General features: G+C 48.0%; 19 protein-coding genes. 11 read left to right on the top strand and 8 right to left on the bottom strand.

The features are described 5' to 3' along the window. Window positions 1-228 precede the first annotated feature (228 nt). A complete protein-coding gene (locus C8U37_RS03775) occupies window positions 229-1,659 on the top strand; it encodes a 6-phospho-beta-glucosidase (protein ID WP_108031941.1) in 1,431 nt (476 codons plus the stop codon). A 248-nt stretch (window positions 1,660-1,907) separates the two neighbouring features. Here the strand turns inward: C8U37_RS03775 and C8U37_RS03770 are convergent, their stop codons facing one another. Both C8U37_RS03770 and C8U37_RS03765 read right to left on the bottom strand, forming a co-directional pair. Then, on the bottom strand, window positions 1,908-2,588 hold the full coding sequence (locus tag C8U37_RS03770) for a response regulator (protein ID WP_108031940.1): 681 nt from the start codon (window positions 2,586-2,588) through the stop codon (window positions 1,908-1,910). Continuing rightward, window positions 2,588-4,147: a Spo0B domain-containing protein gene (locus C8U37_RS03765; protein ID WP_245879749.1), complete on the bottom strand. Its 1,560-nt coding sequence runs from the start codon at window positions 4,145-4,147 to the stop codon at window positions 2,588-2,590. The genes C8U37_RS03770 and C8U37_RS03765 overlap by 1 nt, the downstream gene beginning before the upstream one ends. A gap of 234 nt (window positions 4,148-4,381) precedes the next feature. Between C8U37_RS03765 and C8U37_RS03760 the strand changes: the two genes are divergently transcribed. From C8U37_RS03760 to C8U37_RS03750, 3 genes are all read left to right on the top strand, one after another. Further along, window positions 4,382-5,680: a 2-hydroxycarboxylate transporter family protein gene (locus C8U37_RS03760; RefSeq protein WP_425445657.1), complete on the top strand. Its 1,299-nt coding sequence runs from the start codon at window positions 4,382-4,384 to the stop codon at window positions 5,678-5,680. Between the two features lie 52 nt (window positions 5,681-5,732). Next, entirely contained in the window at window positions 5,733-6,905 is a 1,173-nt protein-coding gene (locus C8U37_RS03755; RefSeq protein WP_108031939.1) for an NAD(P)-dependent malic enzyme, read from the top strand. 297 nt (window positions 6,906-7,202) lie between these two features. Continuing rightward, window positions 7,203-7,886: an RraA family protein gene (locus tag C8U37_RS03750; RefSeq protein ID WP_108031938.1), complete on the top strand. Its 684-nt coding sequence runs from the start codon at window positions 7,203-7,205 to the stop codon at window positions 7,884-7,886. A 241-nt stretch (window positions 7,887-8,127) separates the two neighbouring features. On the opposite strand, the gene C8U37_RS03745 is transcribed toward C8U37_RS03750, so the two are convergent. Continuing rightward, window positions 8,128-9,285, bottom strand: coding sequence for an ROK family transcriptional regulator (locus C8U37_RS03745; RefSeq protein ID WP_108031987.1), 1,158 nt, complete (start codon window positions 9,283-9,285; stop codon window positions 8,128-8,130). A gap of 145 nt (window positions 9,286-9,430) precedes the next feature. Between C8U37_RS03745 and xylA the strand changes: the two genes are divergently transcribed. Next, window positions 9,431-10,738 (top strand): xylose isomerase, encoded by a 1,308-nt coding sequence (gene xylA / locus C8U37_RS03740; protein WP_108031937.1) that lies wholly within the window; start codon window positions 9,431-9,433, stop codon window positions 10,736-10,738. Window positions 10,739-10,790: 52 nt separating this feature from the next. Then, the gene (xylB, locus tag C8U37_RS03735; protein WP_108031936.1) at window positions 10,791-12,284 is read left to right on the top strand and encodes a xylulokinase; all 1,494 of its coding nucleotides are present in this window, start codon (window positions 10,791-10,793) and stop codon (window positions 12,282-12,284) included. A 588-nt stretch (window positions 12,285-12,872) separates the two neighbouring features. Here the strand turns inward: xylB and C8U37_RS03730 are convergent. The 3 genes from C8U37_RS03730 to C8U37_RS03720 form a co-directional block, all read right to left on the bottom strand. Continuing rightward, window positions 12,873-14,495, bottom strand: a complete 1,623-nt coding sequence (locus tag C8U37_RS03730) for a glycoside hydrolase family 13 protein (RefSeq protein WP_108031935.1) — start codon at window positions 14,493-14,495, stop codon at window positions 12,873-12,875. Next, on the bottom strand, window positions 14,492-16,117 hold the full coding sequence (locus tag C8U37_RS03725; protein WP_108031934.1) for a glycoside hydrolase family 13 protein: 1,626 nt from the start codon (window positions 16,115-16,117) through the stop codon (window positions 14,492-14,494). The genes C8U37_RS03730 and C8U37_RS03725 overlap by 4 nt, the downstream gene beginning before the upstream one ends. A gap of 68 nt (window positions 16,118-16,185) precedes the next feature. Beyond that, window positions 16,186-17,949 carry a glycoside hydrolase family 13 protein gene (locus tag C8U37_RS03720; RefSeq protein WP_108031933.1) on the bottom strand — a complete coding sequence of 588 codons (1,764 nt, stop codon included), beginning with the start codon at window positions 17,947-17,949 and terminating at the stop codon, window positions 16,186-16,188. Between the two features lie 297 nt (window positions 17,950-18,246). Between C8U37_RS03720 and C8U37_RS03715 the strand changes: the two genes are divergently transcribed. The 3 genes from C8U37_RS03715 (at window position 18,247) to C8U37_RS03705 (ending at window position 21,984) form a co-directional block, all read left to right on the top strand. Next, window positions 18,247-19,521 carry an extracellular solute-binding protein gene (locus tag C8U37_RS03715; RefSeq protein ID WP_108031932.1) on the top strand — a complete coding sequence of 425 codons (1,275 nt, stop codon included), beginning with the start codon at window positions 18,247-18,249 and terminating at the stop codon, window positions 19,519-19,521. A gap of 236 nt (window positions 19,522-19,757) precedes the next feature. After that, entirely contained in the window at window positions 19,758-21,107 is a 1,350-nt protein-coding gene (locus tag C8U37_RS03710) for a carbohydrate ABC transporter permease (protein WP_108031931.1), read from the top strand. 4 nt (window positions 21,108-21,111) lie between these two features. Continuing rightward, window positions 21,112-21,984 carry a sugar ABC transporter permease gene (locus tag C8U37_RS03705; RefSeq protein WP_108031930.1) on the top strand — a complete coding sequence of 291 codons (873 nt, stop codon included), beginning with the start codon at window positions 21,112-21,114 and terminating at the stop codon, window positions 21,982-21,984. A gap of 468 nt (window positions 21,985-22,452) precedes the next feature. On the opposite strand, the gene C8U37_RS03700 is transcribed toward C8U37_RS03705, so the two are convergent. Continuing rightward, entirely contained in the window at window positions 22,453-23,199 is a 747-nt protein-coding gene (locus tag C8U37_RS03700) for a putative phage abortive infection protein (protein WP_108031929.1), read from the bottom strand. Between the two features lie 8 nt (window positions 23,200-23,207). Beyond that, entirely contained in the window at window positions 23,208-23,609 is a 402-nt protein-coding gene (locus C8U37_RS03695; protein ID WP_108031928.1) for a hypothetical protein, read from the bottom strand. Between the two features lie 222 nt (window positions 23,610-23,831). On the opposite strand from C8U37_RS03695, the gene C8U37_RS03690 reads away from it, so the two are divergent. Both C8U37_RS03690 and C8U37_RS03685 read left to right on the top strand, forming a co-directional pair. Next, a complete protein-coding gene (locus tag C8U37_RS03690) occupies window positions 23,832-24,398 on the top strand; it encodes a recombinase family protein (protein ID WP_108031927.1) in 567 nt (188 codons plus the stop codon). 514 nt (window positions 24,399-24,912) lie between these two features. Continuing rightward, on the top strand, window positions 24,913-25,806 hold the full coding sequence (locus tag C8U37_RS03685) for a PRD domain-containing protein (protein WP_170100179.1): 894 nt from the start codon (window positions 24,913-24,915) through the stop codon (window positions 25,804-25,806). The last annotated feature ends 133 nt before the right edge of the window (window positions 25,807-25,939 follow it).

Here is a 25,939-nt window from a genome sequence, read left to right as displayed (position 1 = left end):
TCAAAATAAAGACAATTTCGGCTCCATTTTTGTCTGTGCGTCCACAATAATTTGATTTCTTGTCCCACAATATTTACATTGACCATCCAAAAGTGATAATATTATTAATGTAACCGATGCCGATAAGATTCAATCGAATGGTAACGATTACCGAAAACTTTTACATAAGCAAAACTGATTAAGTTGTAGGCAATATTTTATGTGTAAAAAGATCGAGGAGGATGGACAATGGCTTTAAGAGAAGACTTTTTATGGGGCGGCGCTACTGCTGCCAATCAGTGTGAAGGTGGATACAACGCAGGTGGACGTGGTTTGGCGAACGTTGACGTAGTTCCCGTCGGCAAGGACAGATGGGCCATCATCACAGGCAAAATGAAAATGTTCGATTTTGACGATGATCATTTCTATCCTGCGTTGGAAGCTATCGACATGTACCACCGCTATAAAGAAGACATCGCACTATTTGGCGAAATGGGCTTCAAAACATACCGTTTATCAATCGCGTGGACACGCATCTTCCCTAACGGCGACGAGCAAGAGCCGAATGAAGAAGGCCTGAAATTCTACGAAGACTTATTCAAAGAGTGCCATAAATACGGAATCGAGCCATTAGTGACAATCACGCATTTCGATTGCCCGATGCACTTGATCAAAGAGTACGGCGGCTGGCGCAACCGCAAAATGGTCGGATTCTATGAGAATCTGTGCCATGCCATTTTCAACCGCTACAAAGGTCTGGTTAAATATTGGTTGACTTTCAATGAAATCAACATAATCCTGCACGCGCCATTCATGGGTGCCGGTCTGTACTTCGAAGAAGGCGAAAACGAAGAACAAGTCAAATTCCAATCTGCGCATCACGAGTTGATAGCCAGTGCAATCGCTACCCGCATCGCGCATGAAGTGGATCCTGAAAACCAAGTAGGTTGTATGTTGGCGGCTGGTAACTACTATCCATATACTTGCGATCCTAAAGACGTATTCAAAGCGCAACAAGAAGACCGCGAAAACTACTTCTTCATCGATGTGCAATCACGCGGCGAATACCCTGCTTACGCACTGAAAAAATTGGAGCGCGAAGGCATCAAAATCGAGATGGAGGAAGGCGACAAAGAAATCCTGAAAGCAAACACAGTCGATTTCATTTCCTTCTCCTATTATTCTTCACGTGTGACTTCCGCTGATCCTGAAGTGAACGCAAAAACAGGCGGCAACATTTTTGAATCCGTCAAGAACCCGTATTTGGATGCAAGTGAGTGGGGCTGGCAGATCGATCCGTTGGGACTGCGCATCACGATGAACGCGATGTACGACCGCTACCAAAAACCATTATTCATCGTTGAAAATGGCTTGGGTGCCGTCGACGTTCCGGACGAAAACGGCTACGTGGAAGACGATTACCGCATCGCCTACATGGCGGCGCATATCGAAGCCATGAAAGATGCCGTGAACTTGGATGGCGTCGATCTGTTGGGTTACACCAGCTGGGGCTGTATCGACCTTGTCAGCGCCGGAACAGGCGAAATGAAGAAACGTTACGGTTTCATCTATGTCGACCGCGACAATGAAGGCAACGGCACGCTGAAACGCACGAAGAAAAAATCCTTCGACTGGTACAAACAAGTCATCGCCAGCAACGGGGAAGATTTGTCGATCTAAGGGACAATTGGTTCGCTTGCTGACGTAGGCGGATATTGCGTAAGACACAAAAAAAGCAGCAGTGAGGCAAAAAAATGCCTCGCTGCTGCTTTTTTTTCGCTGTTTATGCTGATCAGGGTTGCCGATCTCCGGCGAGGGGCTGCTTACCGGAGTGGACGGACGGAATATGCTTGTCAACTCCGACGAGGATCCGCTCATCGGAGTTGATGATTGAAACCGGTTAGCCAGCTCCGACGAAGCCCCCACGCTCATTTCTTCCGGTAAAACGCGGTCGGCCGCCCGACCGTTCCGTATTCCAGCCGCATTTCGATGACCTGTTTGTCCTCCAGGTAACGCAGGTACTTCCGCACGGAAACGTGCGACAGGTTCGCCAGTCCGGTGATGTCGTTCACGGTGAAATCGCCTTTCTGTTGGTTGATGCAGGATAGAATCAGATTCAGCGTTGAAGGGGTCAGACCCTTATCGATGGCGTCGTCTATCTTCTCGACTGATTGGTTTTCCAATGAACGGTGCTGATCCAACTGTTTTTGTGTGATCGGTTTCGGCGAATGGAGCAGCTCTTGACGCTGCACGAAAGCCTCGATGCTTTTCTCAAAGCGTTTGAACTGGAACGGCTTGAGGATGTAGTCGACGATGCCGCACTGCAGGCCGATCCGGATTGCTTCCTGTTCGCCGGCCGCCGTGATCATGATCAGCTCGGCCGGATACTCGCGTTTCCGCAGGGCGCGGATCAGATCCAGACCGCTCTTCCCTTGGATGTTGACGTCGACCAGGAGCAGGTCGTAGGTGTGTTTGCTGGTCAAACGGATCGCTTCTTCATAGCTGCCGCAGGTCCCCGATACGAGGAAGCCGGGGATTTTCTCGAGGTAGCGGCGATTGATGGACAGCACCATCGGATCGTCCTCCACAATCAATACGTGATATACCATCAGTTTTTCTCCTCTCGGTACGCTGTTCTCAAAGAAATTTTGATCCGGCGCTCATTGCCTTCGAATTCCAGTTGTCCGTCCACTCTTTTCAGCAGTTGGCTAATGAACGGCGCGTGGAGTTCTTCCGTCAGCCGCTGCTTCATGGCAGGCTCCAACTGCAATTCATACACGGTCTCCAAGCGGTCGTCCCAGAAGCCGAAATGGATCTGCAGGTCATCCGCCAACCTGTTTTCCAAAATGAATTGGTTCAGGAACCGGATGATGTTGATCCAGCATTGGACAGCCGTATGATCGGTGGTCGGCGGCACATCCGGATAGACTTCGATCATGAACGGGTAGTTCCGCTCCGTGAATTTGCTGCGCTCACCGATCAGAAAGCCTGCGATGACAGGGTTTTTGACCAAAAAAATCATGCGATGCGAAAATTCCTGCTCCGGTTCGAGTATTTTGCCTAAGTAGTCGTTCAGTTCTTCGTATTCCTCCAAGTCCGCCAAACCGTAAATGACATGCAGCTTATTCAGGAAGTCATGCGATTGCGTCTGCAGGGTGGTGGTGTAGGTGGCCGCGTTGAACAACTGATCCGTCAGCAGATAGAGCTCCGTGGCATCGCGCATCAGGATGATCTGGCCGATGACTTTCTTGGAGACGGTTATCGGGGCTGTCGAAAGCAGGTAGTCCACGCCGTCCTGATGATAGATCCGGTCAGTCGTTTTGTCCTGTCCGGCCAACAGCTTCAAATCCTGCGCCACAGGCAACAGCGATTGGATGGGCATGCCGACGATGGCCTCATCCATCTCGTCCCGTTGGAACAGTTTTTTCGCCTCCAGATTGGACAGGACGACACGGTTGTCCTTGTCGGTGACGATGATGGCATCCTTTGTGTTCTCCAGCATCGCGTTGCGTTCCTCCAATAGCCGGGCGATCTCGATCGGCTCCAGGTTGTACATCTGGTTTTTGAGCTGGAAAGCCGTGAAGATCGCGGCGGCCGCGCCGAACAGCAGGCTGACGGCGAAACTGACGGAGAAGGGCTGCATCGTTTTTTTGGCGATCGAAGCGAGCGTTGTCGTCTTGATGCCTATTGCGACGACGCCGATTTCCACGTTTTCCGCATTGAAGACAGGGACGAAAGCGCGCAATGATTGGCCAAGTGTGCCTTGCGCGATCGAAGTCGTTTCCTCTCCCGATAGCGCGGCTTCCTCATCGCCGCCTTGGAACGGTTCGTTGATTTTCTCCGGATCGGGATGGGTGAGGCGGATGCGGTCCATTGTCATGACAACGACGAAGTCCAATTGGTAGGTTTCGGTTATCTGGTCGGCATAGGTCTGCACTTCCGGGTTGGTGGCGCCAGCGCTCAGAGTCTGGATCACCAACGGCTGCGCGGCCACGATTTCGGCGATGGACAAAAGCTGTTCCTCTTCTTGTGCCTGCGTCGCTTCATAGATGCGGTTCGTCAGCAACAAATACAGGACGCTGACGGTCAGAGCCACCGTCACCAATACCATCATGGTCAGCTTCACCCATAAGCGCTGGTTTTTCCATTTTTGTTTCAGTTTGATCATTCGCTCAAATTCCCTTCCTATTACACAGCCATTATATCAAATGGAAAGTAGGCGTTCTCAATTTAATTAATTGAATAACACTTAAATTAATTAAATAATCTATTTTAATTATGGAAGCGGTAGCATAATGAAACCAGGTTAAAGAAAGCGCTTCAAGGAGCGCGGGTAATCAAAAGGAGGAGAAGGAAAGTGAGAGACACGACAAAAGAATTGGAGCTGGAACAGCTCCCGGGCATTTCGGAGTTGACGGTTTTCGACAGATTCAAAAACGCGAAGGTAGGCGCGATTCCGTTGCCGACTTATCTCGTGATGTCAGCCATTATAATAGCTTCTGCTTATCTGGGCGAATTGCCCGTCAACATGCTGGGCGGTTTCGCGGTCATCTTGACTTTAGGTTGGCTTCTGGGAGGGATCGGCGCAAGCATACCGGGATTGAAGAATTTCGGGGGATCGGCCATCCTGTCGCTGATGGTGCCATCGATACTGGTATTCATGAATGTATTCAACCAAAATACGCTGGATGCAGCGAACATGCTGATGAGGGAAGCCAACTTCCTGTATTTCTACATCGCTTGTCTTGTCTGCGGCAGCATTCTGGGGATGCACCGCAAGATTCTGGTGCAAGGTTTGATCCGGATGATCATCCCGATGGCTGTGGCGATGATCGCCGCTTTGATCGTCGGAACTTCAGTGGGAACATTGTTGGGACTGGGTTTTGAGCATACGCTCTTCTACATTGTGACACCGATCATCGCCGGCGGAATCGGCGAAGGCATCTTGCCGTTATCGCTCGGCTATAGCGCCATCACCGGTATCCCGAGTGGGGAATTGGTTGGACAATTGATTCCGGCAACGATCATCGGTAACTTCTTCGCAATCATCTGTTCCGGTGTTTTGAACCGTTTGGGTGAAAAATATCCTGAGAAAAGCGGCAAGGGCCAACTGATCAAATTCGGCGCTGACGATGATATGGCTGATGCCATGCAGGAAGACAAGAGCCCGCTGGACATCAAGTTGATGGGTGCCGGCGTTCTGACGGCCTGCACACTGTTCATCGCTGGCGGACTTTTGGAAAGACTTACCGGCTTCCCGGGCCCGGTGCTGATGATCCTGATTGCTGCAAGCATCAAGTATTTGAGCCTGTTGCCTAAAGATGTCGAAAAAGGCTCAAAACAGCTGTACAAATTCATTTCCGGCAACTTCACTTTCCCGTTGATGGTCGGACTGGGCTTGTTGTACATCCCGCTTAAAGATGTCGTCGGCATGCTTTCTTGGCAGTATTTCGTGGTCGTGATCTCGGTCGTGTTGACCGTTGTCCTGACCGGTTTCTTCATCGGCGGAAAAATGAACATGAACCCGATCGAAGCAGCAATCGTAACGGCTTGCCAAAGCGGCATGGGCGGAACCGGGGATGTCGCCATCCTATCGGCTTCCAACCGTATGAATCTGATGCCGTTTGCCCAAGTAGCTACACGTTTGGGTGGAGCCATCACCGTCATTTCGATGACAGCCTTATTGCGTTTCCTGTTCTAACGATATAAAAAAAACCAAAAACCAAAACGAGAAGAAAGAGAGAGTGTTCACTATGACAGATGTAAAAGAAAAAGCATTGGCAATCAGCAAAAAATTCGGCGGTAAATTGGAGGTCATCTCGAAAGTGCCGATCGAAACGATGGAAGATCTGAGCATCGCCTATACACCGGGTGTCGCAGCTGTCTGCATGGAAATCGCGAACAACAAAGAATCCGTCTATACCTATACTACCAAGAAAAACTTGGTTGCCGTCGTGACGGACGGTTCGGCTGTCCTAGGCTTGGGCAATATCGGACCGGAAGCAGCCATTCCGGTCATGGAAGGCAAAGCCGCTCTGTTCAAACGCTTCGGGAATGTGGATGCCGTTCCGATTTCCTTGAATACGCAGGATGTCGAAGAAATCATCTCCCACGTCGCAGCCATCGCGCCTTCCTTCGGCGGAATCAACCTGGAGGACATCAGCGCGCCTCGTTGCTTCGAAATCGAACGCCGCTTGAAAGAGATGTTGGACATCCCGGTCTTCCATGATGACCAACACGGCACCGCGATCATCGTTCTGGCTGCACTCTATAATTCCTTGCGCCTGACCGGCAAAAAAATCGGGGAAATCCAAGTGGTCGTCAACGGTGGCGGTGCCGCAGGGATCGCCATCAGCGAAATGTTCCTTTCCGCCGGCGTCAAGAATCTGATGGTAGTGGACCGCACCGGAATCATCTCCGAAACGGATCCTGAGTTGGCTGAACGCCATGTGGAAATCTCCAAAGTGACGAACCGCAGTTTCAGAACCGGAACTTTGGAGGATGCAGTGGTAGGGATGGATGTATTCGTCGGCGTATCCGCACCAGGTGTTTTGAAGAAGGAATGGATCGCAACGATGAACGAAAAACCGGTGATTTTCGCGATGGCGAACCCGACACCGGAAATCTTCCCGGATGAAGCAAAAGCGGGCGGCGCTTATATCGTCGGCACCGGCCGAAGCGACTTCCCGAACCAGATCAACAATGTGCTCGCATTCCCAGGAATCTTCCGCGGCGCCTTGGATGCACGCGCCAAAGACATCACGATCGAAATGCAGCTTGCTGCAGCACGCGGTATCGCCAGCATCGTCAGCGATGAGGAACTGAACGTCGACTACATCATGCCGGATGTCTTCACTCCGGGCGTGGCCGACATCGTAGCCGCCAGCGTTATGAACGCAGTCAAAAAAGAGGAAGTACTAGTTTAAAGGATAAAGATATACGAGAAGAGGCTGTCTCCAAAAAGAGGCAGCCTCTTCCTGCCTTCTGTGCGTCCGCTGGTCGGAGGAGAGCGACGGAATGCGTGCCCAGCTCCGATGAAGGCTCCGCTCACCGGAGAACGCCGAAAAATCCGACGACCCGCTTGCGCGCTGTTTCCGGATTGCTTAGTCAGTTTGTCGGTAAAGTGTTTTTCTTTTGTTTTCGATGCACCTATCATGTGTGCAAAGAGCAGTCTAATCTGTTATGGTTGAACCAACAATAAAATCATAAATGGAGGCGCGATCATGAGCGAGAACAATCAAAAAATGGGTTTCAGAATCATCACGGACATTCCCCGGCCGACACCCGAACTGCTGGAGAGGCTGAACAAATTCACAGTGCCGGAGCTGTGCGACGGGATGGATGTTTTCCGGGCGATGGATTACCAGATCAAGCCGATGGTGACGAGGCAAAAAATCATCGGACCGGCCGTCACGCTGCAGTTGATGCTCGGCGACAGCCTGATTGTGCCGAAAGCGCTCGAGGCCGCGCAGCCCGGTGACATCATCGTCATCGATGCGAAAGCCAGCTGCAACAATGCGGTTTGGGGCGATAACCGCAGCCGCGTCGCCAAAGCGATCGGGGTTGGCGGTGTCGTGATCGACGGGGCTTTCCGCGATATTGATGAAAACGAAGCAATCGGCTTCCCAATCTACGCGCGGGCGAATACCTGCGGCCGGGGCACAAGGGGCGCGAAGGGTGAAGTCAATGTGCCGATTTCCTGCGGCGGCGTGTCTGTACGTCCTGGCGACATCATCGTCGGGGACCGCAACGGGGTCGTTGTGATTCCGCTGGAGCATGCCGAAGAAATCATCGAAGCCGCGCAGGAACAAGTCGATAAGATGGAAGCGCAGTTCGCCAAATTCGAAGAGACCGGCCAGATCGTGCCGGCCAGCCTGGAGATGGAATTGAACCGCTTGGGCTACTAGGACAAAAACACCAAAACAAAAGCCATCCGCATACGCGGATGGCTTTTGTTTTGGATGGCGATTGCATTGATGCGGTCAGAGATTCCCCGCCAAAACTACTTTGGTGGGGAAAATCAGTTCAAATCACAGTCAGAAAACCCGCCAAAACTGCCTTGGCGGGGAAAAACGCCAGCAGACGACAAGAGATTCCCCGCCAAAACCATTTTGGCGGGGAAATCCGCCCTGGACGCTCTTTTGGGTTTCAGCTTTCCGCATTCATTTTCAGATTCTGGATGTTCAGGAAATTTTGTGTGGACTTGGCCACACCGCCGAATAGGGTCGCTTTTTTCTTGAGTGAGCTGTTCGCGACTTTGGTTTCGCACGAAAATTTGCCTTTGAGATCGCCTTTAAGAATGCTGATCAACTCAGGGAGTTGCGAATAGATGGAACTGTTGATCACCACCAGATCGGGTTCGTAGATCACCGCCAGATTGTTGACGGCGATGCTCAAATAATGCGCATTGGTCCGCAGCGCTTTTTGGACAATCGGATCGTCTTTTTTGTAGCGTTCGATCACAACGGATGAATTGATGTCCGGCAGCGCCAACGCCTGTTCCAGCTCGTTGTAGATGGCTTGATGGGAAGCGTACTGCTCGAGACAGCCTTCATTGCCGCAAGGGCATTTCCGGCCGTCCGGGAAGAGGATGCTGTGCCCGATTTCTCCGGCAGCGCCTTTTTTGCCGGTCCTCAGTTTCCCGTTTTCGACGATGCCGGCACCGATGCCCGTGTGGATGCTCAGGCTGACGATGCTGTCGGAAGCGGCTCCGAAGGTATATTCACCGAGCCCCGCCAGATTCGCTTCGTTTTCCAGATGGATGTAGAATGGATAAATCTCTTCCAGTTGCGCCTTCAGATCGCTCGGCAGCGTATAGTAGGGCGTAAAAAGGATCGTATCCTGATTGACCAGTCCATGGATCGCAACGCAGATTCCGATGATGCCGTGCGGTGTTTCTTCGGCATGTCGCGTCAATTTTTCAACCATTTCCGCGATATAGGCGAGGACATTGTCGGAAGAAACTTTGATTCCTCTGATTTCAGTTTCATACAGGACTTTTCCGTCAATATAGGCGATGAGCCCTTCGATGTAATTGGGCGCGACATCCAATGAAAGGGTAAGCGCAGCTTTTCCATTGAAAGTCAGCATAATCGGTTTCCGCCCGCCGATCCGGGCTGCATCGCCGATCCGGTCTTCATGGATCAACTCGTCATCCAAAAGTTTTTTGGTGATTGCGGAAACCGAAGCTTTGTTCAGGCCGATATGGACAGATAATTCAGCGCGGGAAATTTCTTTCTGGCTGATAATGGCATTCAAAATATTAGCCTCATTGTTTTCGCGGATTGTGTATTTGCTGTGAATCAATAAAACCACTCCTTCTTCCTTCATGATCTATCATATATCTTCTGAAAGCGCTTGACAACTAAAAAAACATAGTTTATATTATGGTTATGAGTTAGTTGAGCGAACTAACCCAAAGACAACATATCATTTTTTAGGAGGAAAAGAAATGAGTTATTTTTCTACAGTAGATAAAATTAAATATGAAGGCGTTACCACAGAGAATCCAATGGCGTTCCGCCATTACAATCCGTCCGAAGTCGTGATGGGCAAAACGATGAAAGAACATTTACGTTTTGGTGTCGCATACTGGCACACAATGACGCAGGATGGTTCCGATCCTTTCGGCAGCCCAACGAACATCCGCACATGGGAAGGTTCCACTCCGATGGAAACCGCAAAAAACCGTGTGGACGCTTTCTTTGAAATTTTGGAAAAACTTGACGTTGAATTTTTCTGCTTCCACGATGTAGACATCGCCCCTGAAGGTGATTCATTGGAAGAATTCTTCAATAATATTGATGAAATCACAGACCTGATCAAAGCGAAGATGGATCAAACCGGCATCAAACTGTTGTGGAACACAGCAAACATGTTTTCCCACCCACGTTATGTGAACGGTGCAGCTTCTTCCAACAGTGCTGAAGTTTTTGCATATGCGGCTGCACAAGTCAAAAAAGGCCTCGACATCAGCAAGAAATTGGGCGGCGCAAACTACGTCTTCTGGGGCGGCCGTGAAGGCTACGAGTCCTTATTGAATACGGACATGAAATTCGAGCAAGACAATATTGCTCGTTTGTTCAAAATGGCGGTTGCTTACGGCGAGAAAATCGGCCACAAACTACAGTTCTTGATTGAACCGAAACCGATGGAGCCATCGAAACACCAATATGATTTCGATTCAGCAACAACAATGGCCTTTATCCAAAAATATGGTTTGGAAGGCGACTTCAAACTGAACTTGGAAGCGAACCACGCGACATTGGCTGGACATACATTCGAACACGAAATGAATGTGGCGCGCTGCTACGATGCACTGGGATCGATCGATGCCAACCAAGGCGACATGCTGTTGGGCTGGGATACGGACGAATTCCCGACGAACATCTACGATACGACCTTGGCTATGTATGAAATCCTTGAGAACGGTGGGATTGCGCCGGGTGGAATCAACTTCGATTCCAAAGTGCGCCGCTCCTCATTCGAGATGGAAGATCTGCTGTTGGCACATATCGCCGGGATGGACACATTCGCACGCGGCTTGAAAGCTGCCGCCAAATTGAAGGAAGAACGCTTCTTCGATGATCTGAAGGAAAAACGCTATGCCAGCTACAATGACGGCATCGGCGCAAGAATCTTGTCGGATGAAGAAACTTTAGAATCATTGACAGAGTATTCCATGCAAAACGGAGACATCAAACTGGAGTCAAGCCATCTTGAATTCGTCAAATCCCGTTTGAACGACTACCTAGTATAATCCATCCAGAAGTTGTTCGGTTGATGGATGCAACAGAATAGGAGCAAAAATTATGGCGTATGTGTTAGGAATAGACTTGGGAACCAGTTCATTGAAGGGGTTGCTGCTGGATGAGCACGGTAAAGCAGTAGCTTCCGCCCAAAAAGATTATCCGCTGATCCATCCGAAATCCGGCTACAGCGAGCAGGATCCGGGGCAATGGATTCTGGCCTGTGAGTATGTTGTGGATAAGTTAAAAGATGAGGTTGCGGATTTCACCGAAAAATTGGAAGGAATCAGCTTCTCCGGCCAGATGCACAGCTTGGTTGTGCTGGATGAAGACAACAATGTCCTCCGCAATGCGATTCTGTGGAACGATGTCCGGACCACCAAACAGTGCAAGGCGATCACGGCTGCCTTCGGAGAAGAACTGCTTGCGATCACGAAAAATATCGCGCTAGAAGGGTTCACTTTACCGAAAATTCTCTGGATCCAGGAAAATGAGCCGGAAATCTGGGAAAAGGTGCGGCATCTGCTGCTGCCGAAGGATTATCTTGGCTATTGGATGACCGGCACCATGCATATGGATTACTCGGATGCAGCCGGAACGCTGCTTCTGGATGCGGAAAAGAAAGAATGGGCCAAACCGATTCTTGAAAAATTCCATATCCCGGCAACCCATTTGCCTGAATTGATCGGATCTTCCGGTATGACCGGAAACCTGCGACCGGAACTGGCGAACCGCTTCGGCTTTGAAAAGGAAGTAAAAATATTTGCGGGTGGTGCGGATAACGCCTGTGCTGCGATTGGTGCAGGTATCGTGAATGCTGAGACAGGCATGGCGAGCATCGGAACATCCGGTGTGTTCCTTGCATTCGAGGATTCGGCTGAGCAGGATTACCAAGGCAAATTGCACCTGTTCAATCATACCATTGAAGATGGCTACTACTCGATGGGCGTCACTTTGGCGGCGGGCCACAGCCTCAACTGGTTCAAGGATACGTTCGCACCGGACAGCACGTTCGAAGAACTGCTTGAAGGCATGGATGCGATCAAACCGGGGGCAGACGGCTTGTTGTTCACCCCTTATATCGTCGGGGAACGCACGCCGCATGTCGATAGCCGGATCCGCGGCAGTTTCATCGGGATGGACACGAATCATACGATCAAACATTTTGCGCGAGCGGTCCTGGAAGGGATCACCTTCTCCTTGAAGGATTCGCAAGTGTTGATGGAGCAAGTGGCGGGCAAGTCCTTCAAGCGGATTGTTTCTGTCGGCGGAGGCGCCAAAAATCCGGATTGGCTGCAAATCCAAGCAGATGTTTTCGATGCCGAAATCACCTGTCTGGAAGTCGAACAGGGACCTGGATTGGGTGCTGCAATGCTGGCAGCCGTCGGACTCGGCTGGTTCCCGACAGTGACTGCTTGCGCGGACGTGTTTGTTGCCTACAAAGGTGTCGTCCGGCCGATTCCGGAAAATGTGGCAGCCTACCAAGAAATGTACGCGTTGTATACGCAAGTTTACGGAGCTACAAAAGAGATTTGTCACGCGTTGGCGAAAGAATAAGCAAATAGTCGGTTTGGCGACATATCGCCAAACCGACTATTTTTATCGTTTTCCTCCGGCGAACGGAGGCTACGCCGGAGTACGGCCAACATTTAACGTCTGTGCTCCGATGAGGGTGGGCTCGCAGGAGGAGAGCCCGCAAGATACCGCTGTACTCCGGTGTGGGAATCCTCACCGGAGGAGGGCAACGATTTGGTCGCTCAGCTCCGGTCAGAGTTACGTCAACGTTTTCCTCCGGCGAACGGAGGCTTCGCCGGAGGACGGCCCACATTTTGAGTCTGTGCTCCGACGAGGGTAGGCTCGCAGGAGAAGAGCCCACAAGATACCGCTGTCCTCCGGTGGGGGAAGCCTCACCGGAGTAGGGGGCAACTGATCCCGCCGCTTAACTCCGGTCAACGGGCACTCAACCGTTTTCCTCCGGCGAACGGAGGCTTCGCCGGAGGACGGCCCACATTTAAAGTCTGTGCTCCGACGAGGGCAGGCTTGCAGGAGAAGAGCCCGCAAATTACCGCTGTCCTCCGGCCGGCAGCAGCCTCACCGTAGGAACACATCCGATCCGGTCGCTCAACTCCGATGAGCGGCACGCACCTAAATAATTTCCTCAAACACCCAAGCATCGTAAGGCTGCATCCGCATCCGCTTTTCGACCGCTGACTGCTCCACATTCGTCAGCAGCATTCGCCAGTTTTTGTTGGCCACCCTTGTAGGAAGGTCTATCTGGCAGGGTTTCCGGCTAAGGTTCGTGAGGACGAGCATTTGTTTTGTGTCGGTTTTCCGCAGATAAGCGAAGACCTGCGGATGATTTTTCAGAATCAGTTCGAAGGTACTATCCGAAAGTACGGGCTGATCCTTTCGCAATCGGATCAGTTGCTTGTAATGACTCAAGACGGATTGCGCATCCTGTTCCTGCTCGGCGATATTCACATGCGCGGTGTTGCCGTTCACGGACATCCAGGGCAACAACTCGGAAAATCCGCCAAATAGTCCGCCTTCCCACTGCAGCGGCGTGCGTGAATGGTCCCGTGTCCAATGGGTGACGTTCCTTAACGCTTCTTCCGGAGAAGAGCCGCTTTCCAACAGAATGCGATAGAGATTGTGCGAATCCTGGGCGTCGACTTGATCCATCGACTGGAAAGCGAAGTTGGTCATGCCGATCTCCTGGCCCTGATAGATGAAGGGCGTCCCTTTCAGCAACATGTACATTGTCGCAATCGCTTTGGCGGATTTGGGCGATTCGTCCCCCAGAATTGAAGCGATCCGCGGATTATCATGGTTCTCCACGTACAGGGCGTTCCATCCGTTCGACCCCAAGTCCTTTTGCCAACGGGAAAGCACCTTTTTGAATCCCAACAGATTGAGCCGTTCCGCACCCGGCTGGCCTTCGCGCACGTTATGTTCCAACTCGAAGATCATGTTCAGATAGCCGTCCTCTTTGGTCCAATTCACCGCTTTTTTGCTGGAAACGCCGCTTGCTTCCCCGACCGTCATGATCGGGTACGCATCAAAAATTTCCTTCAGCTCTTGCATATAGACTTCGATCCCCGCGACATTCATGAAGGGAGCCCAAGTGTTGTCGGTGATTTTGAAATCCCACGGTTCTTTTTGAATATGGCTGATCGCATCCAGACGGAAGCCGTCGATGCCCAAATCCAGCCACCAGCGGATCATCCGGTAGATTTCTTCCCGCACTTTCGGGTTTTTCCAATTCAGGTCGGGCTGTTCCGGTGCAAACACATGGAAGTAGGCCTGGCCCGAACCGTCGTAAGTCCAGGTCGATCCGCCGAAGAAACTTTTCCAATCGTTCGGCATCTTGTTTTCCATCGCATCTGCCCACAAATAATAATCGCGGTACGGGTTGCTTTTGCCTTTTTTCGCTTCCAGAAACCAAGGATGCTGATCGCTTGTATGGTTCACGACCAAATCCATGATGATTTTGATGCCTGCCGCGTGGGCTTTTCCCAACAATTCCTCGAAATCGGCCATCGTCCCGAAATCGGGATGGATGTCCTGGTAATCGGAAATGTCATAGCCGTTGTCGACATTCGGCGAAGCATAGACTGGGTTCAACCAAATGAAATCCACGCCCAATGACTTCAGATAAGGTAGCTTTTCGATGATCCCCTGCAGGTCGCCGATGCCGTCGTGGTTGGCATCCCGGAAACTCCGGGGGTAAATCTGATAGCCTACCGCATTTTTCCACCATCTGTTCATGCGGCCACCTTCACCACGAAAGCTTGCCAAGGCTTCAGCTGCAGGTCCTTCAAACCGGTAATCTCATCCCCGTCATTCTGGATGATGACTTCGACTATTTCATCCTCAACCGAGAATGGCTGCTTCTCATCGGAGAAGTTGGTCACTACCAGCCAACGTTCGCCTTCGTATTCCCGGTAATAGCCGATGACTTCATCGACCGTATCGACCAGTTCGAAATCGCCCCAAACCATGATTGGATTTTCTTTGCGTAGGCGGATCAGCTTTTGGTAAGTATAAAAAATCGAATCCGGGTCCGCCAATACAGCCTCCGCATTGATGAGCGGATAATTCTCATTCATGCCGATCCAAGGCGTACCGGTCGTAAAGCCGCCGTGCAGGGAAGCGTCCCACTGCATCGGACGGCGGGCGTTGTCGCGGCCCTTGGCGTTGATCGAAGCCAGGATATCCGCCTCGGGATAGCCTTGCGCCAAGCGCTCGTGGTACATATTGATCGTTTCGATGTCCCTTGCTTCCGCAATGGTTGTGATCGGTGTGTTGGTCATGCCGATTTCTTCGCCTTGATAGATGTAGGGCGTGCCTTTCATCATGTGCAGCAGGATCGCCAGCATTTTGGCGCATTCCGAACGGTATTCTTGGTCGTTGCCCCAGCGCGAAAGCATCCGCGGCAAGTCATGGTTGTTCCAGAACAGGGAGTTCCAGCCGTCGTTCCCGAGTTCCGTCTGCCATTTGGCGAAAATCCGTTTCAGTTCGGCGACTTGCATCGGCTGCAGATCCCACTTCTCGCCGTCCGGTTTTTGGTCCAGGCCGATGTGTTCGAATTGGAAAACCATGGACAGTTCGCTGCGTTCGGGGGCGGAATACAGTTTGGCGATTTCCGGGGTCGCTCCCCAGGTTTCGCCGACGGTCAACAGATCGTGATTGCCGAAAGTCGCTTGCTGCATTTCCTGCAGGAATTCATGCAGCTGCGGTCCGTTGCCGGTGATTTCCTCTTCAGGAATTTTTCCGATCAGGTCAATGACATCCATGCGGAAGCCGCCGATGCCTTTAGCGATCCAGCGGTTCATCATCGCGTAGATTTCCTGGCGCATGGTCTTGTTTTGCCAGTTCAGGTCAGGCTGTTTTTTGCTGAAAAGATGCAAGTAATATTGGCCACTCGCTGCATCCCATTCCCAGGCCGGGCCGGAGAAGGCTGAGCCCAATCCATTCGGCACGCCGCCATCTGCAGCCGGATCTGCCCAGACATAATAGTCGCGGTACGGATTGTCTTTGCCTTTTTTGGCTTCGACGAACCAGGCATGCTCGTCCGAAGTGTGGTTGACCACAAGATCCATCACCACTTTGATGTGCCGCTTGTCGGCCTCCGCGATGAAATGCTCCATCTCCTCCATCGTTCCGAATTCATCGAGAATGGCTTCGTAATCGGAAATGTCATAACCGTTGTCGTCGTTCGGCGACTGGTAGACAGGCGAAAGCCAAATGGCCCCGATCCCCAATTTTTCCAAGTAGTCCAATTTTTCGGTCATGCCGGCGATATCGCCGATGCCGTCGCCGTTGCTGTCCCTGAAGCTCCGCGGATAGATCTGATAAACGACAACCTCTTGCCACCAATGTTTTTCCATGCTGCAACCTCATCCCTTATTCATTTCAAAAAATTCATTGCTTAACTGCGGTTCCCAACTTGCAGTAATCATTCTTTCATCAACACAAAACCTTTGCGTTCCAATTCGACCGAGCCGTCCGATACGTCCGCAAGGTTCGAAAACAAGGCCTCCCCGATCAACTCGACCCTTGCCGTATGTTCGCCGGTATTGAAGGCACCGCGTATGACCTCGCCGCCCAGCATGCGTTCAAAAATGATCACGCCGGATTCTTCAGATACTTGCCGCCAATAAACAGTGCCTTCCGAAAGGATTTTTTGCTGTCCTTTGCGGATGCCGTTCAGATTTTTCACGAATTGATGCAGGTTGCGGTCCTGTTTTTCCTCTTCCCAGACCATGCACTTGCGGCAATCCGGGTCCATTCCGCCGGTCAAGCCGATTTCATCTCCATAGTACAGGCATGGGACCCCAGGCTGGATATAAGTGAACGCCATCGCTTGTTTCATGATGTCTTTGTCCTCGTTGGCTTCCGTCAAAAGGCGTGGCGTATCATGGGAATCCAAAATGTTGAACTGCATCTGGTTTGTCTGATCGCGGTAGAGCATCAGCTGGTTGTTCATTTCCGACACCATTTTACTCAATGATAGTTCATTCTTCACAAAATAGCCCATGATCGCATCGGTGAAGGCGTAGTTCATGACTGCATGGAATTCGTCTCCCTGCAGCCAGTTTTGGGAAGAGTGCCAAATCTCGCCGAGAATATAGAAATCTTTTTTGGCTTCATCGCAGACGATCCGGAATTTTTTCCAAAAAGCGTGGTCGACTTCGTTCGCGACATCCAAGCGCCAGGCATCGATGTCGAAGGCTTCTATCCAATAACGGGCGATGTTCAGCAGATAATCCTGAACTTCCGGATTGGCCGTATTCAGTTTCGGCATATGCGGGTTGGCGGCAAAAACATCATAGGTGATATCATAGGCATCTTCATAATTTTCGCCGCGCTTGTACGAAGCGGGGAACTCATTGATATGGAACCAATCGACATATTTCGAATCTTCCCCATTTTTAAGCACGTCCTGCCATTGCGGAGAAGAATCGCCGATATGGTTGAAGACGGCATCCAGCATGACTTTCATGCCGCGCTTGTGGCATTCGTCCACGAGTTTTCTGAAGGTTTCGGCATCGCCAAAAGCCGGGTCGATCTTCAGGTAATCAATCGTGTCGTACTTATGGTTGGAAGAAGCTTCGAAAATCGGGCAGAAATAAATCCCATTGATGCCCAGGTCCTCCAAATAATCAAGCTTGTCGATGACCCCCTGCAGGTCGCCGCCGAAGAAGTTCTGTCTGTTCGGGTCTTCCGAGCCCCAAGCCATCGTGCCTTCCGGATCGTTGCTAGGATCCCCATTGGCGAAACGCTCCGGAAAAATCTGATACCAAATGGTTTCTTTGACCCATTCAGGTGTTTTGTAGCGATCGACTTCATGGAAGAAGGGCATCCGGAAGTAATTATTCGGCATCCGCAAATATTCTTCTTCTAATGGGTAAACACCGTGATCGCCATAGAAGACGGAGATTCCGTCATGGCCTGTTAAGGCGAACGCATAGGATAAGCGTTTTAAAGGTGCGTTCACTTGCACGAACCAGTAATCGTAAAGGTCGGTGGAAAGTGTTTTGATCATTTGAAGCGGTTTGCGGAACCACTCCTCTTTGTCCAAAAAATAAGGGTCCCCGTAAAGCAAACCCATCTCCCGGACGTCTCCGCGGGCGGTCCGCAGACGGACGTGCATCGTTTCTGGGTCATACAGATAGGCAAACTCGCTTTCGGGACGATGGTAAAGCGCTGAAGTATTCATAGTAGTATCGGCTCCTTTTCATTCTTTGTTTTCCCACATTGTGGCACATCGCATAATCGGTTGCAAGAACTTTTAGCAATCGGTTGCATTTTATTTTCAGGATGAGAAATTGTGTCCCTTAGTTTCCCGCTCGTTGAAAAACCTTGATTTACCTATATAATTAAGCTTTTCACAATCAATTGGACTCCTCACAAAGATAAACCGTTTTCTTTTTATGAGAAATAACGCTTGACTATTTAAGCAATCGGTTGCATAATCTAATTTGTAAAGGAAATTCATTTCAAGGGGGACACGAAAGTGAGAACAAATTGGAAAAAATATTTTGGAAGCGGTTTAATTTTAGGGGCGTCTGCTTTAATCTTGGGCGCATGCGGCGGCACAGCTGATACAAGCGATACAGGCTCGGCTGAGAACACATCCGGGGAAGTAGTTGTGGAAGGCGATGTCAAATTGTGGGTGGATACGGATCATGTAGAAGTCTTCAAAGGTATCGTCGCGGACTTCGAAAAAGAATTCCCTGAAGTTACGGTTGAAGTGGCGGCAGGAAGCTCAGCGGATGCAAAAAAAGATGTGTCGAAAGATCCGAAAGCGGCTGCCGATGTTTTCATGATGCCGCATGACCAAGTCGGTCAAATGGCTGAAGCCGGTCTGTTGTACCCGAACACAAAATACGCAGATGAAGTAAAAGCGAACAACGTGGAATCGGCAGTGGAAGGCGTAACCTGGAACGACGAGCTTTATGGCTACCCATACGGCGTCGAATCGCAAGTTCTCTACTATAACAAAGCGAAACTTACTGAAGACGATGTGAAGAGCTGGACGACTTTGTCGGAAAAAGGCAAAATCGGCACAAACTTTGCTGAAGCCGGTGCCAACTATATCTTTGGACCGCTGTTCATGAGTAACGGTCTTTACTTGTACGGTGAAAACGGTGAAGATCCAAGCGGAACTAATTTCAATGACGAAAAAGGTGCTGAAGTACTTGCATGGATCGCAGCCCAAAAGAACAATCCAGGCGTAATCCAGTCCGGAGCTGAAGCTTTGGCAAATTTGGAAGCAGGCGTTTCCGATGCTTTCCTTTCCGGTCCTTGGTCCAAAAATGATGTCATCAAAGCATTGGGCGATAACATGGGTGTTGCGGCTTATCCGACAATCGATTTCGGCAGCGGCGAAGTTCAAATGAAAGCTTTCTTGGGCGTCAAATTGTTTGCGGTCAACCAACAGACAGATGCTCCTTTAGCATCTATGGCTTTGGCGAACTACCTGTCCAACGAAACTTCCCAATTGACTGAATTCCAGGAAATGGGCGTCATCCCATCGAACAAAGTTGTTCAGGAAACAGCGGAAGTGCAAGAAGATGTTGTGGCAAAAGCGGTCATGGAAATGTCCCAAACCACTCATTCAGTCGTAATGCCTAAAGTTCCGGAAATCGTTTCGTTCTGGCCAGCAATGGATGCCATCATCAATGATGCATACAAAGGCAACATCACAGAAGACGAATACATGAATAAACTGGACAAACTGGTCACAGACACATCCAAAGTGACAGAACCTGAAGAAGAAAAAGAATAAAAAAAAGAAAAGCGGAACGGGTTCGTTCAGCCCTGAAAGAAATTTAGGAAATCGGTCCGACTGAGCATCGTAGAGCGCAATAGGACCGATTTATCTAATTTCCGAAGGGCTAACCCGTGAAGCTAGACATCATTTTAGATGTATGAAATATTCTCTTATAAGTTAGAGCAGGGAGGGCGAAAGATCAAGCATCTTTCGTCCCTCTTATTTAAATCATGAAAGTGAGTGGGGAAGCCATGTTCAAGAAAAAAAGTTACGGCCAGCAGATGACCTTTCGGGAATTGTTCAAAGAAGGGGACGTCGCAACAAAACTTTCCTTTGTTGTCATGGGAGCTGCCAATCTTGCCAATAAACAATATTTAAAAGGTTTGATTTTCCTGTTTTCGCAGATCGCCTTCTTCTATTGGCTGATCCGCAACGGACTGCAGGCGCTGTCCATGTTGGCGACGTTGGGTACTCAGGGGCAAGGGCTCGTTTTTGATGAACGCTTAGGGATTGAAGTGCTGCAAGAGGGCGACAACTCGATGTTACTGCTATTATTCGGCATTGCTGCCATTGTGATTTGTGTGCTCCTTGTTGGGTTGTACATCATCAATCTGAAAAGCGCCCGGAATATCCACGAACTGAAGCAAGCGGGCAAAACAATCCCGAGCACGATGGATGATCTGGCGAGTCTGCTGAACGAACGGTTCTACCTTACCCTGATGACGATTCCGTTGTTGGGCGTATTGCTGTTCACAGTCCTGCCGTTGCTCTATATGATTTCGATTGCCTTCACGAACTATGACCACACGCATCTGCCGCCGAAAAACTTGTTCACGTGGGTCGGCTTTGTGAACTTCGGCAACGTCATTTCCGGTAATATGGCAGACACCTTCTTCCCGGTCTTGGGCTGGACGCTGATCTGGGCGACGCTTGCGACTGTCACTTGCTTTTTATTCGGCATCCTGCTGGCGCTCCTGATCAATACCAAAGGCTTGAAATTCAAAGGCGTTTGGCGCACGATTTTCGTCATCACGATGGCAGTGCCGCAGTTCATCTCGCTGTTGGTCATGCGCAATCTTTTGAATGGCGCAGGTCCCATCAACGCAACGTTGCTGAATCTCGGTTTGATCGATTCCGCCATTCCGTTTTTGACGGATCCGATTTGGGCCAAGATCACGGTCATCGTCGTCAACATGTGGATCGGTATTCCGGCAACGATGCTGGTTTCGACGGGGATCATCCAAAACCTGCCGACGGATCAGATCGAGGCTGCGCGGATCGACGGCGCGAACAAGCTGCAGATTTTCCGCAACATCACTTTCCCGCAGATTTTGTTCGTGATGATGCCGGCTCTGATCCAACAGTTCATCGGCAACATCAACAACTTCAATGTCATTTTCCTGTTGACCGGCGGCGGACCTTCGAATTCCGATTTCTACGGTGCGGGTTCGACGGACTTGCTGGTTACCTGGCTGTACAACTTGACGGTCAACACGATGGACTACAATTTGGCGTCCGTCATCGGCATCCTGATCTTCATCCTGTCCGCAGTATTCAGTCTGCTTGCTTACACAAGAACGAATTCATTCAAGGAGGGCTAAAAAAATGGCAAAAGCAAAGAAAACAACAGGATACAAAGCGCAGCGGCGGTATTCGCTGGCTGCGGTCTACGCCATCCTGGCTGTACTGTCGGTCATTTGGCTGTTCCCTATCGTATGGATCGTTTTGACCAGCTTCCGGGCAGAGGGCGGCGCGTTCGTACCGTACATCATCCCAAAATCATTCACTTTGGAAAACTACAGGATTCTGCTGCAGAACACTTCCGGGAACTATCCGTTTGTACGCTGGTTCCTGAACACGCTGTTCGTTTCCGTGATCAGCTGCATCCTGTCGACTTTCATCACGATCGCAATGGCCTACGCACTGTCGCGCCTGCGCTTCAAGATGCGCAAACCATTCCTGAAAGTCGCGTTGGTGCTGAACATGTTCCCCGGATTCATGAGCATGATCGCCGTCTATTACATCCTGAAAGCCCTGAACCTGACGGAAAGCTTGCTTGCTTTGATTCTGGTCTATTCCGCCGGCTCCGCTCTGGGCTTCTACATCGCCAAAGGCTTCTTCGATACGATCCCGATGGCGCTGGACGAATCGGCCATGATCGACGGCGCGAACAAATGGGAGATTTTCACGAAAATCACTTTACCGTTGTCGAAGCCGATCATCGTGTACACGTCTTTGCTGGCTTTCATGGGCCCGTGGATGGACTTCATCTTCGCAAAAATCATCATGGGCGACAACATCCCAAACTACACGATAGCGATTGGCCTCTTCACGATGATGACCCGCACGACCGCCAACTCGCTGTTCATGGCATTCACCGCCGGCTGCGTGCTCATCGCCATCCCGATCACGATCCTGTTCATTTTCATGCAACGCTTCTACGTGGAAGGTGTGACTTCCGGATCCGTCAAAGGATAGGAATGTTAAGTGCATACGCAAAAAGGCGCTCTTGCCGGAGCGCCTTTTGGGCTTTTCGGAGTTTTCGAGGGCTGACGCGATTCCTTCCTGAGTAAATGGTTTTCCGGAGAGTTCGTAGACAGTGTTTTCCTGTTCGTCGCTGATCAACGCAGCAGCCGCAGCAACAGCGTTGTCGGGGCATTCTGGCGGATCCTCGTTTCGTTGTCTCAGTACGTTGAATCTGGATAAACGAAAAAATAACTGCCTCGATTTAAATCGAAAAGAGGTACTTTATATTTTACTTTCGATTTAAGGTGTACCCAAAACTGACACGACACTATGTTGAATTTATCGCTCTCCTCATGTAAATTTAGAGTGTCGAATAAACATACAGAGTAGAAGGAGAAAAGATGAGGGAGGCTATGCTCATGTGCGGCTACGTCAATCAGAATCTGAACTGACTTAGCACTAAAGCCAGTGTTCTATATATTATTTATTACCAAACCCTCGCATAATTTTTAGGTCCTCAGATTCCCATAACATCGAGTGAGGATTAAAATGCTGCACGGTAGAATCTTCCATTAATTCATCATGCTCTCCAAAAAAGGTTGTTTTACGAATCTCCTTTAACAATCCGTTCCCCCTTTCTGTATACGCAGCATTATAAAATATAACTAACATCTCTTTTTCATTTATAGTTGCTCTTAAAAAACCTAAGTAATCTTTTTTAATTTCTTCATCTGATACTTTATCATTAATATATTTTACTATCCTATGAAAAATTCTAAAGTATGCACCAATTCTACTATAATGTTTATTAATAGCACGTTCGATTCCTAGTCTTTTTCTGTCAAAAGATAATAAATTTAAATGCCCTGATTTATATTCGTACAATGTGGCGTTTAACTGGAGCCATTTCTCTGGAATATCGGAATGAAAAGCCCTATATTCTCGAATATACTTATCTAATTTTTCATATGCACCTTCGAAGACAGTATGAGAAAAACAATTTATTTTTTTATTCTCGATATCATTTAAAAAATTTTCTATACTACCGATTTCTTCTAATGCATAGCAGAGGTCGTTATATAAATTCGAATCCTCTGTAACTGGATAACTATCGGAAAAGGTTTCTCCTGTTTTTCTCCTCTCCCAACGTTCTAAGAATTCAGCTGATACGCATTGTTCATTATTTTCAATATAATTTTTATATCCTCTTATGAATTCCTGCAACATCGAACTGATTATATCTTTTCTGAGTAAAAAAAATCTAATCCTGCTTCTAAAAGCTGATTTTTTAGTTCTTTATTAAATTCGGAATATATTTCTTCAAATATACGATCGTCGTTTAGCGTATTTTTTTGATCATTATGTAGTGTTAGTAAATTAAAGAAAGTATTATCAATTTTTTCAACCTCTCTACCTTCCCTATCCTCCTTCAATTGTATCTGTACTACAAAAATTGCTCCAGCTATCCCAATAATAGCACCTAAATATCCACCCCAAAAGCCTAACCAACCGTCGTCCGACCCTTTATTAATCGTATCTATATTAATTAATATCTGAGTCAAGAGAGGGATTATTATAAAGAGTCCAAAAAAACCGCTTGATAGCCATTTCCAATTATCTTTAATATATTTTTTCATGTCAGCTCCTCATACTAATGTATTTTTTACTAAATAAACTACATAATATAATTATATCAGATGAACTCTCTCTTTTCGTATATAAGATGGAAAAGGGTATTTTAATTTGAAAATAAAATTCGTAGTCAAAACTCAAGAGTATTGACTATGCTTCCTTGCTCTAATAAAACCAGGGAATACAAAGGTGTCATAACTTATGTTCAAAAGCGAAGGCGAAAAAAGATGAAATATGGCTATGCACGTGTGAGTACCCGCCAGCAAGATTTGGAAGGACAGCTGCGTCAACTCGAGGAGGAACGCTGCGATCGAGTCTACTTCGAGAAAATTACCGGAACAAAAAGTGATCGTCCCGAGTTTCAAAAACTCCTTCAGGAAATCCAGACAGGGGATACGTTTGTTGTAACGAAGCTGGACCGCTTCGCTCGCAGCACGCAAGACGCATTGAATACGATTAAACTCCTATTCGAGAAGGGCGTTCGAATCAACGTGCTGAATTTAGGAATTATCGAAAACACGTCCACTGGAAGATTGATCTTCACGATTTTCAGCGCTTTTGCGGATTTTGAACGCGATCTGATTGTGGAGCGTACGCAAGAGGGAAAGGAATTGGCTAAACAGAAACCCGATTTCCGGGAAGGGCGACCAAAAAAATTCAATCAGCAACAAATCAATCTGGCCATGAACTTATTGAAGGATCATTATTATAAAGAGGTAGAAAAAATGACCGGAATCAGTAAAAGTACTTTGACTCGCAATAAAAGAAAAATTCAAATAAGTTCTGAGGCATAGAACCTGCATTCCCGGGAATTTATAACGAGGATTTCTTAGGAATTCAGTAATATCAAGGCTTTAAGAGATTTTTCAGCTTAATTACACCTCGTCACAATAAGTATTTATAAGCTACCATTTGATGAACGCTATCCAGTGATTTGTATGGACGAAAAACCCTATCAGTTGACTGATGAGAAACGCAATCCCATTCCGATGCAGCCACTCAAGCCCGAACGGAAAGATAGTGAATATGTTAGGAAAGGGACCTGTAAGTAAACCTCTCAGCTGTTGGTCGTGCATTAACCATAACAGATGGATTATTTTTTATATCTTTTGGATGTGAAAGAAAAATAAAAAATATGTTAATAGCACAACGTTTCAAGGTGTTTTCTGAAAAAATATGAATAATCTAAGAGCCAAGTGAAAAATAAACATTGACATTCCTTAGGATTGTCATATAATGAAAACGTAATCAATTGAATAATCCAAAATTGGGTGTTACTGAAAAGGCATAACCAGATTGGAAGAGTGTTTGTACAAAACACATCTTTCTATTTGGTTTTTTTGTTTTAAAATAGCGGAAATAAAGGAAGAGGGTGTTTATGTGAGGTTCAGAAAAGTATTAAATAATAACGCTGTTTTAGCAGTTGATAACGATGGAAAGGAATATGTGATATTCAGCCGGGGAATTGCTTTCGATTTAAAAAAAGATCAAGAGATTCCTGAAGAAAGAATAGATAGAATTTTTTTCTCTGGAGAAAAAAATTCTATTCAGGAATTACTTGAGACAATTCCACAAAATTATTTTGATCTATCTTGTGAAATAATTGAATTTATTCAAAAGAATTTACAGACCAAAATTAGCAATAGTATTTATATTACTTTAATGGATCATATCTCTTTTCTCAAAGAAAGAGCCCAGAACGGGATGTTACTTAAAAATGCTTTGAAATGGGAAATAAAAAATTTTTATCCAGAAGAATATCGAGTAAGTAAAAAAATAGTTGAATTACTCGAGGATGAATTAGAAGTAACGTTAAACGATGATGAAGTAGCTAGTATTGCATTGCATATTATCAATGCTCAAATGGGAAATTCATCTATTCAAGAAAGTATTAAGTATGTTCAATTAGTAGATGATATCATTCAGATTATTTTTTATCAAACCAATAAAGAGATTCACGAAGAAGATTTAATTTATCAAAGATTGGCAACACACGTAAAATTCTTTGTAAAAAGAATCTATCAGATGAAAGATCATAAAACTCAAGATAATCTCAATCAACCTATAAAAAATAGCTTCCCTAAAGCATATGAAATTTCAAAAAAAATAACAGAATTTGTTGAAAAGAAAGTAGACTGTAAAATCAGCGATGAAGAAATCTCGTACTTAGCGATACATATTCAAAGAGTTTTAATATATTAATATTCGTAGAGAAATAGAAGTGTTACTCTTGAAAGAGAGGCAGAATCTAACTATGAGAGACAAATTTATGTCTTTTATAGTTAGATTTTTTTTGAAAACTATATTACCAGTATTCTAAATATAATTTTAAAAG

The sequence above is a fragment of the Trichococcus patagoniensis genome, from assembly GCF_003051085.1.
In the GTDB taxonomy this organism is placed as follows: Bacteria; Bacillota; Bacilli; order Lactobacillales; family Aerococcaceae; genus Trichococcus; species Trichococcus patagoniensis.
This window is presented reverse-complemented; position numbering and strand designations above follow the sequence as displayed.

Coding starts and splice junctions, on each gene's coding strand:
- C8U37_RS03775 (WP_108031941.1), top strand. CDS start 229: ATGGCTTTAAGAGAAGACTTTTTATGGGGCGGCGCTACTGCTGCCAAT.
- C8U37_RS03770 (WP_108031940.1), bottom strand. CDS start 2,588: ATGGTATATCACGTATTGATTGTGGAGGACGATCCGATGGTGCTGTCC.
- C8U37_RS03765 (WP_245879749.1), bottom strand. CDS start 4,147: ATGATCAAACTGAAACAAAAATGGAAAAACCAGCGCTTATGGGTGAAG.
- C8U37_RS03755 (WP_108031939.1), top strand. CDS start 5,733: ATGACAGATGTAAAAGAAAAAGCATTGGCAATCAGCAAAAAATTCGGC.
- C8U37_RS03750 (WP_108031938.1), top strand. CDS start 7,203: ATGAGCGAGAACAATCAAAAAATGGGTTTCAGAATCATCACGGACATT.
- xylA (WP_108031937.1), top strand. CDS start 9,431: ATGAGTTATTTTTCTACAGTAGATAAAATTAAATATGAAGGCGTTACC.
- xylB (WP_108031936.1), top strand. CDS start 10,791: ATGGCGTATGTGTTAGGAATAGACTTGGGAACCAGTTCATTGAAGGGG.
- C8U37_RS03730 (WP_108031935.1), bottom strand. CDS start 14,495: ATGAACAGATGGTGGAAAAATGCGGTAGGCTATCAGATTTACCCCCGG.
- C8U37_RS03725 (WP_108031934.1), bottom strand. CDS start 16,117: ATGGAAAAACATTGGTGGCAAGAGGTTGTCGTTTATCAGATCTATCCG.
- C8U37_RS03720 (WP_108031933.1), bottom strand. CDS start 17,949: ATGAATACTTCAGCGCTTTACCATCGTCCCGAAAGCGAGTTTGCCTAT.
- C8U37_RS03710 (WP_108031931.1), top strand. CDS start 19,758: ATGTTCAAGAAAAAAAGTTACGGCCAGCAGATGACCTTTCGGGAATTG.
- C8U37_RS03705 (WP_108031930.1), top strand. CDS start 21,112: ATGGCAAAAGCAAAGAAAACAACAGGATACAAAGCGCAGCGGCGGTAT.
- C8U37_RS03700 (WP_108031929.1), bottom strand. CDS start 23,199: ATGTTGCAGGAATTCATAAGAGGATATAAAAATTATATTGAAAATAAT.
- C8U37_RS03695 (WP_108031928.1), bottom strand. CDS start 23,609: ATGAAAAAATATATTAAAGATAATTGGAAATGGCTATCAAGCGGTTTT.
- C8U37_RS03690 (WP_108031927.1), top strand. CDS start 23,832: ATGAAATATGGCTATGCACGTGTGAGTACCCGCCAGCAAGATTTGGAA.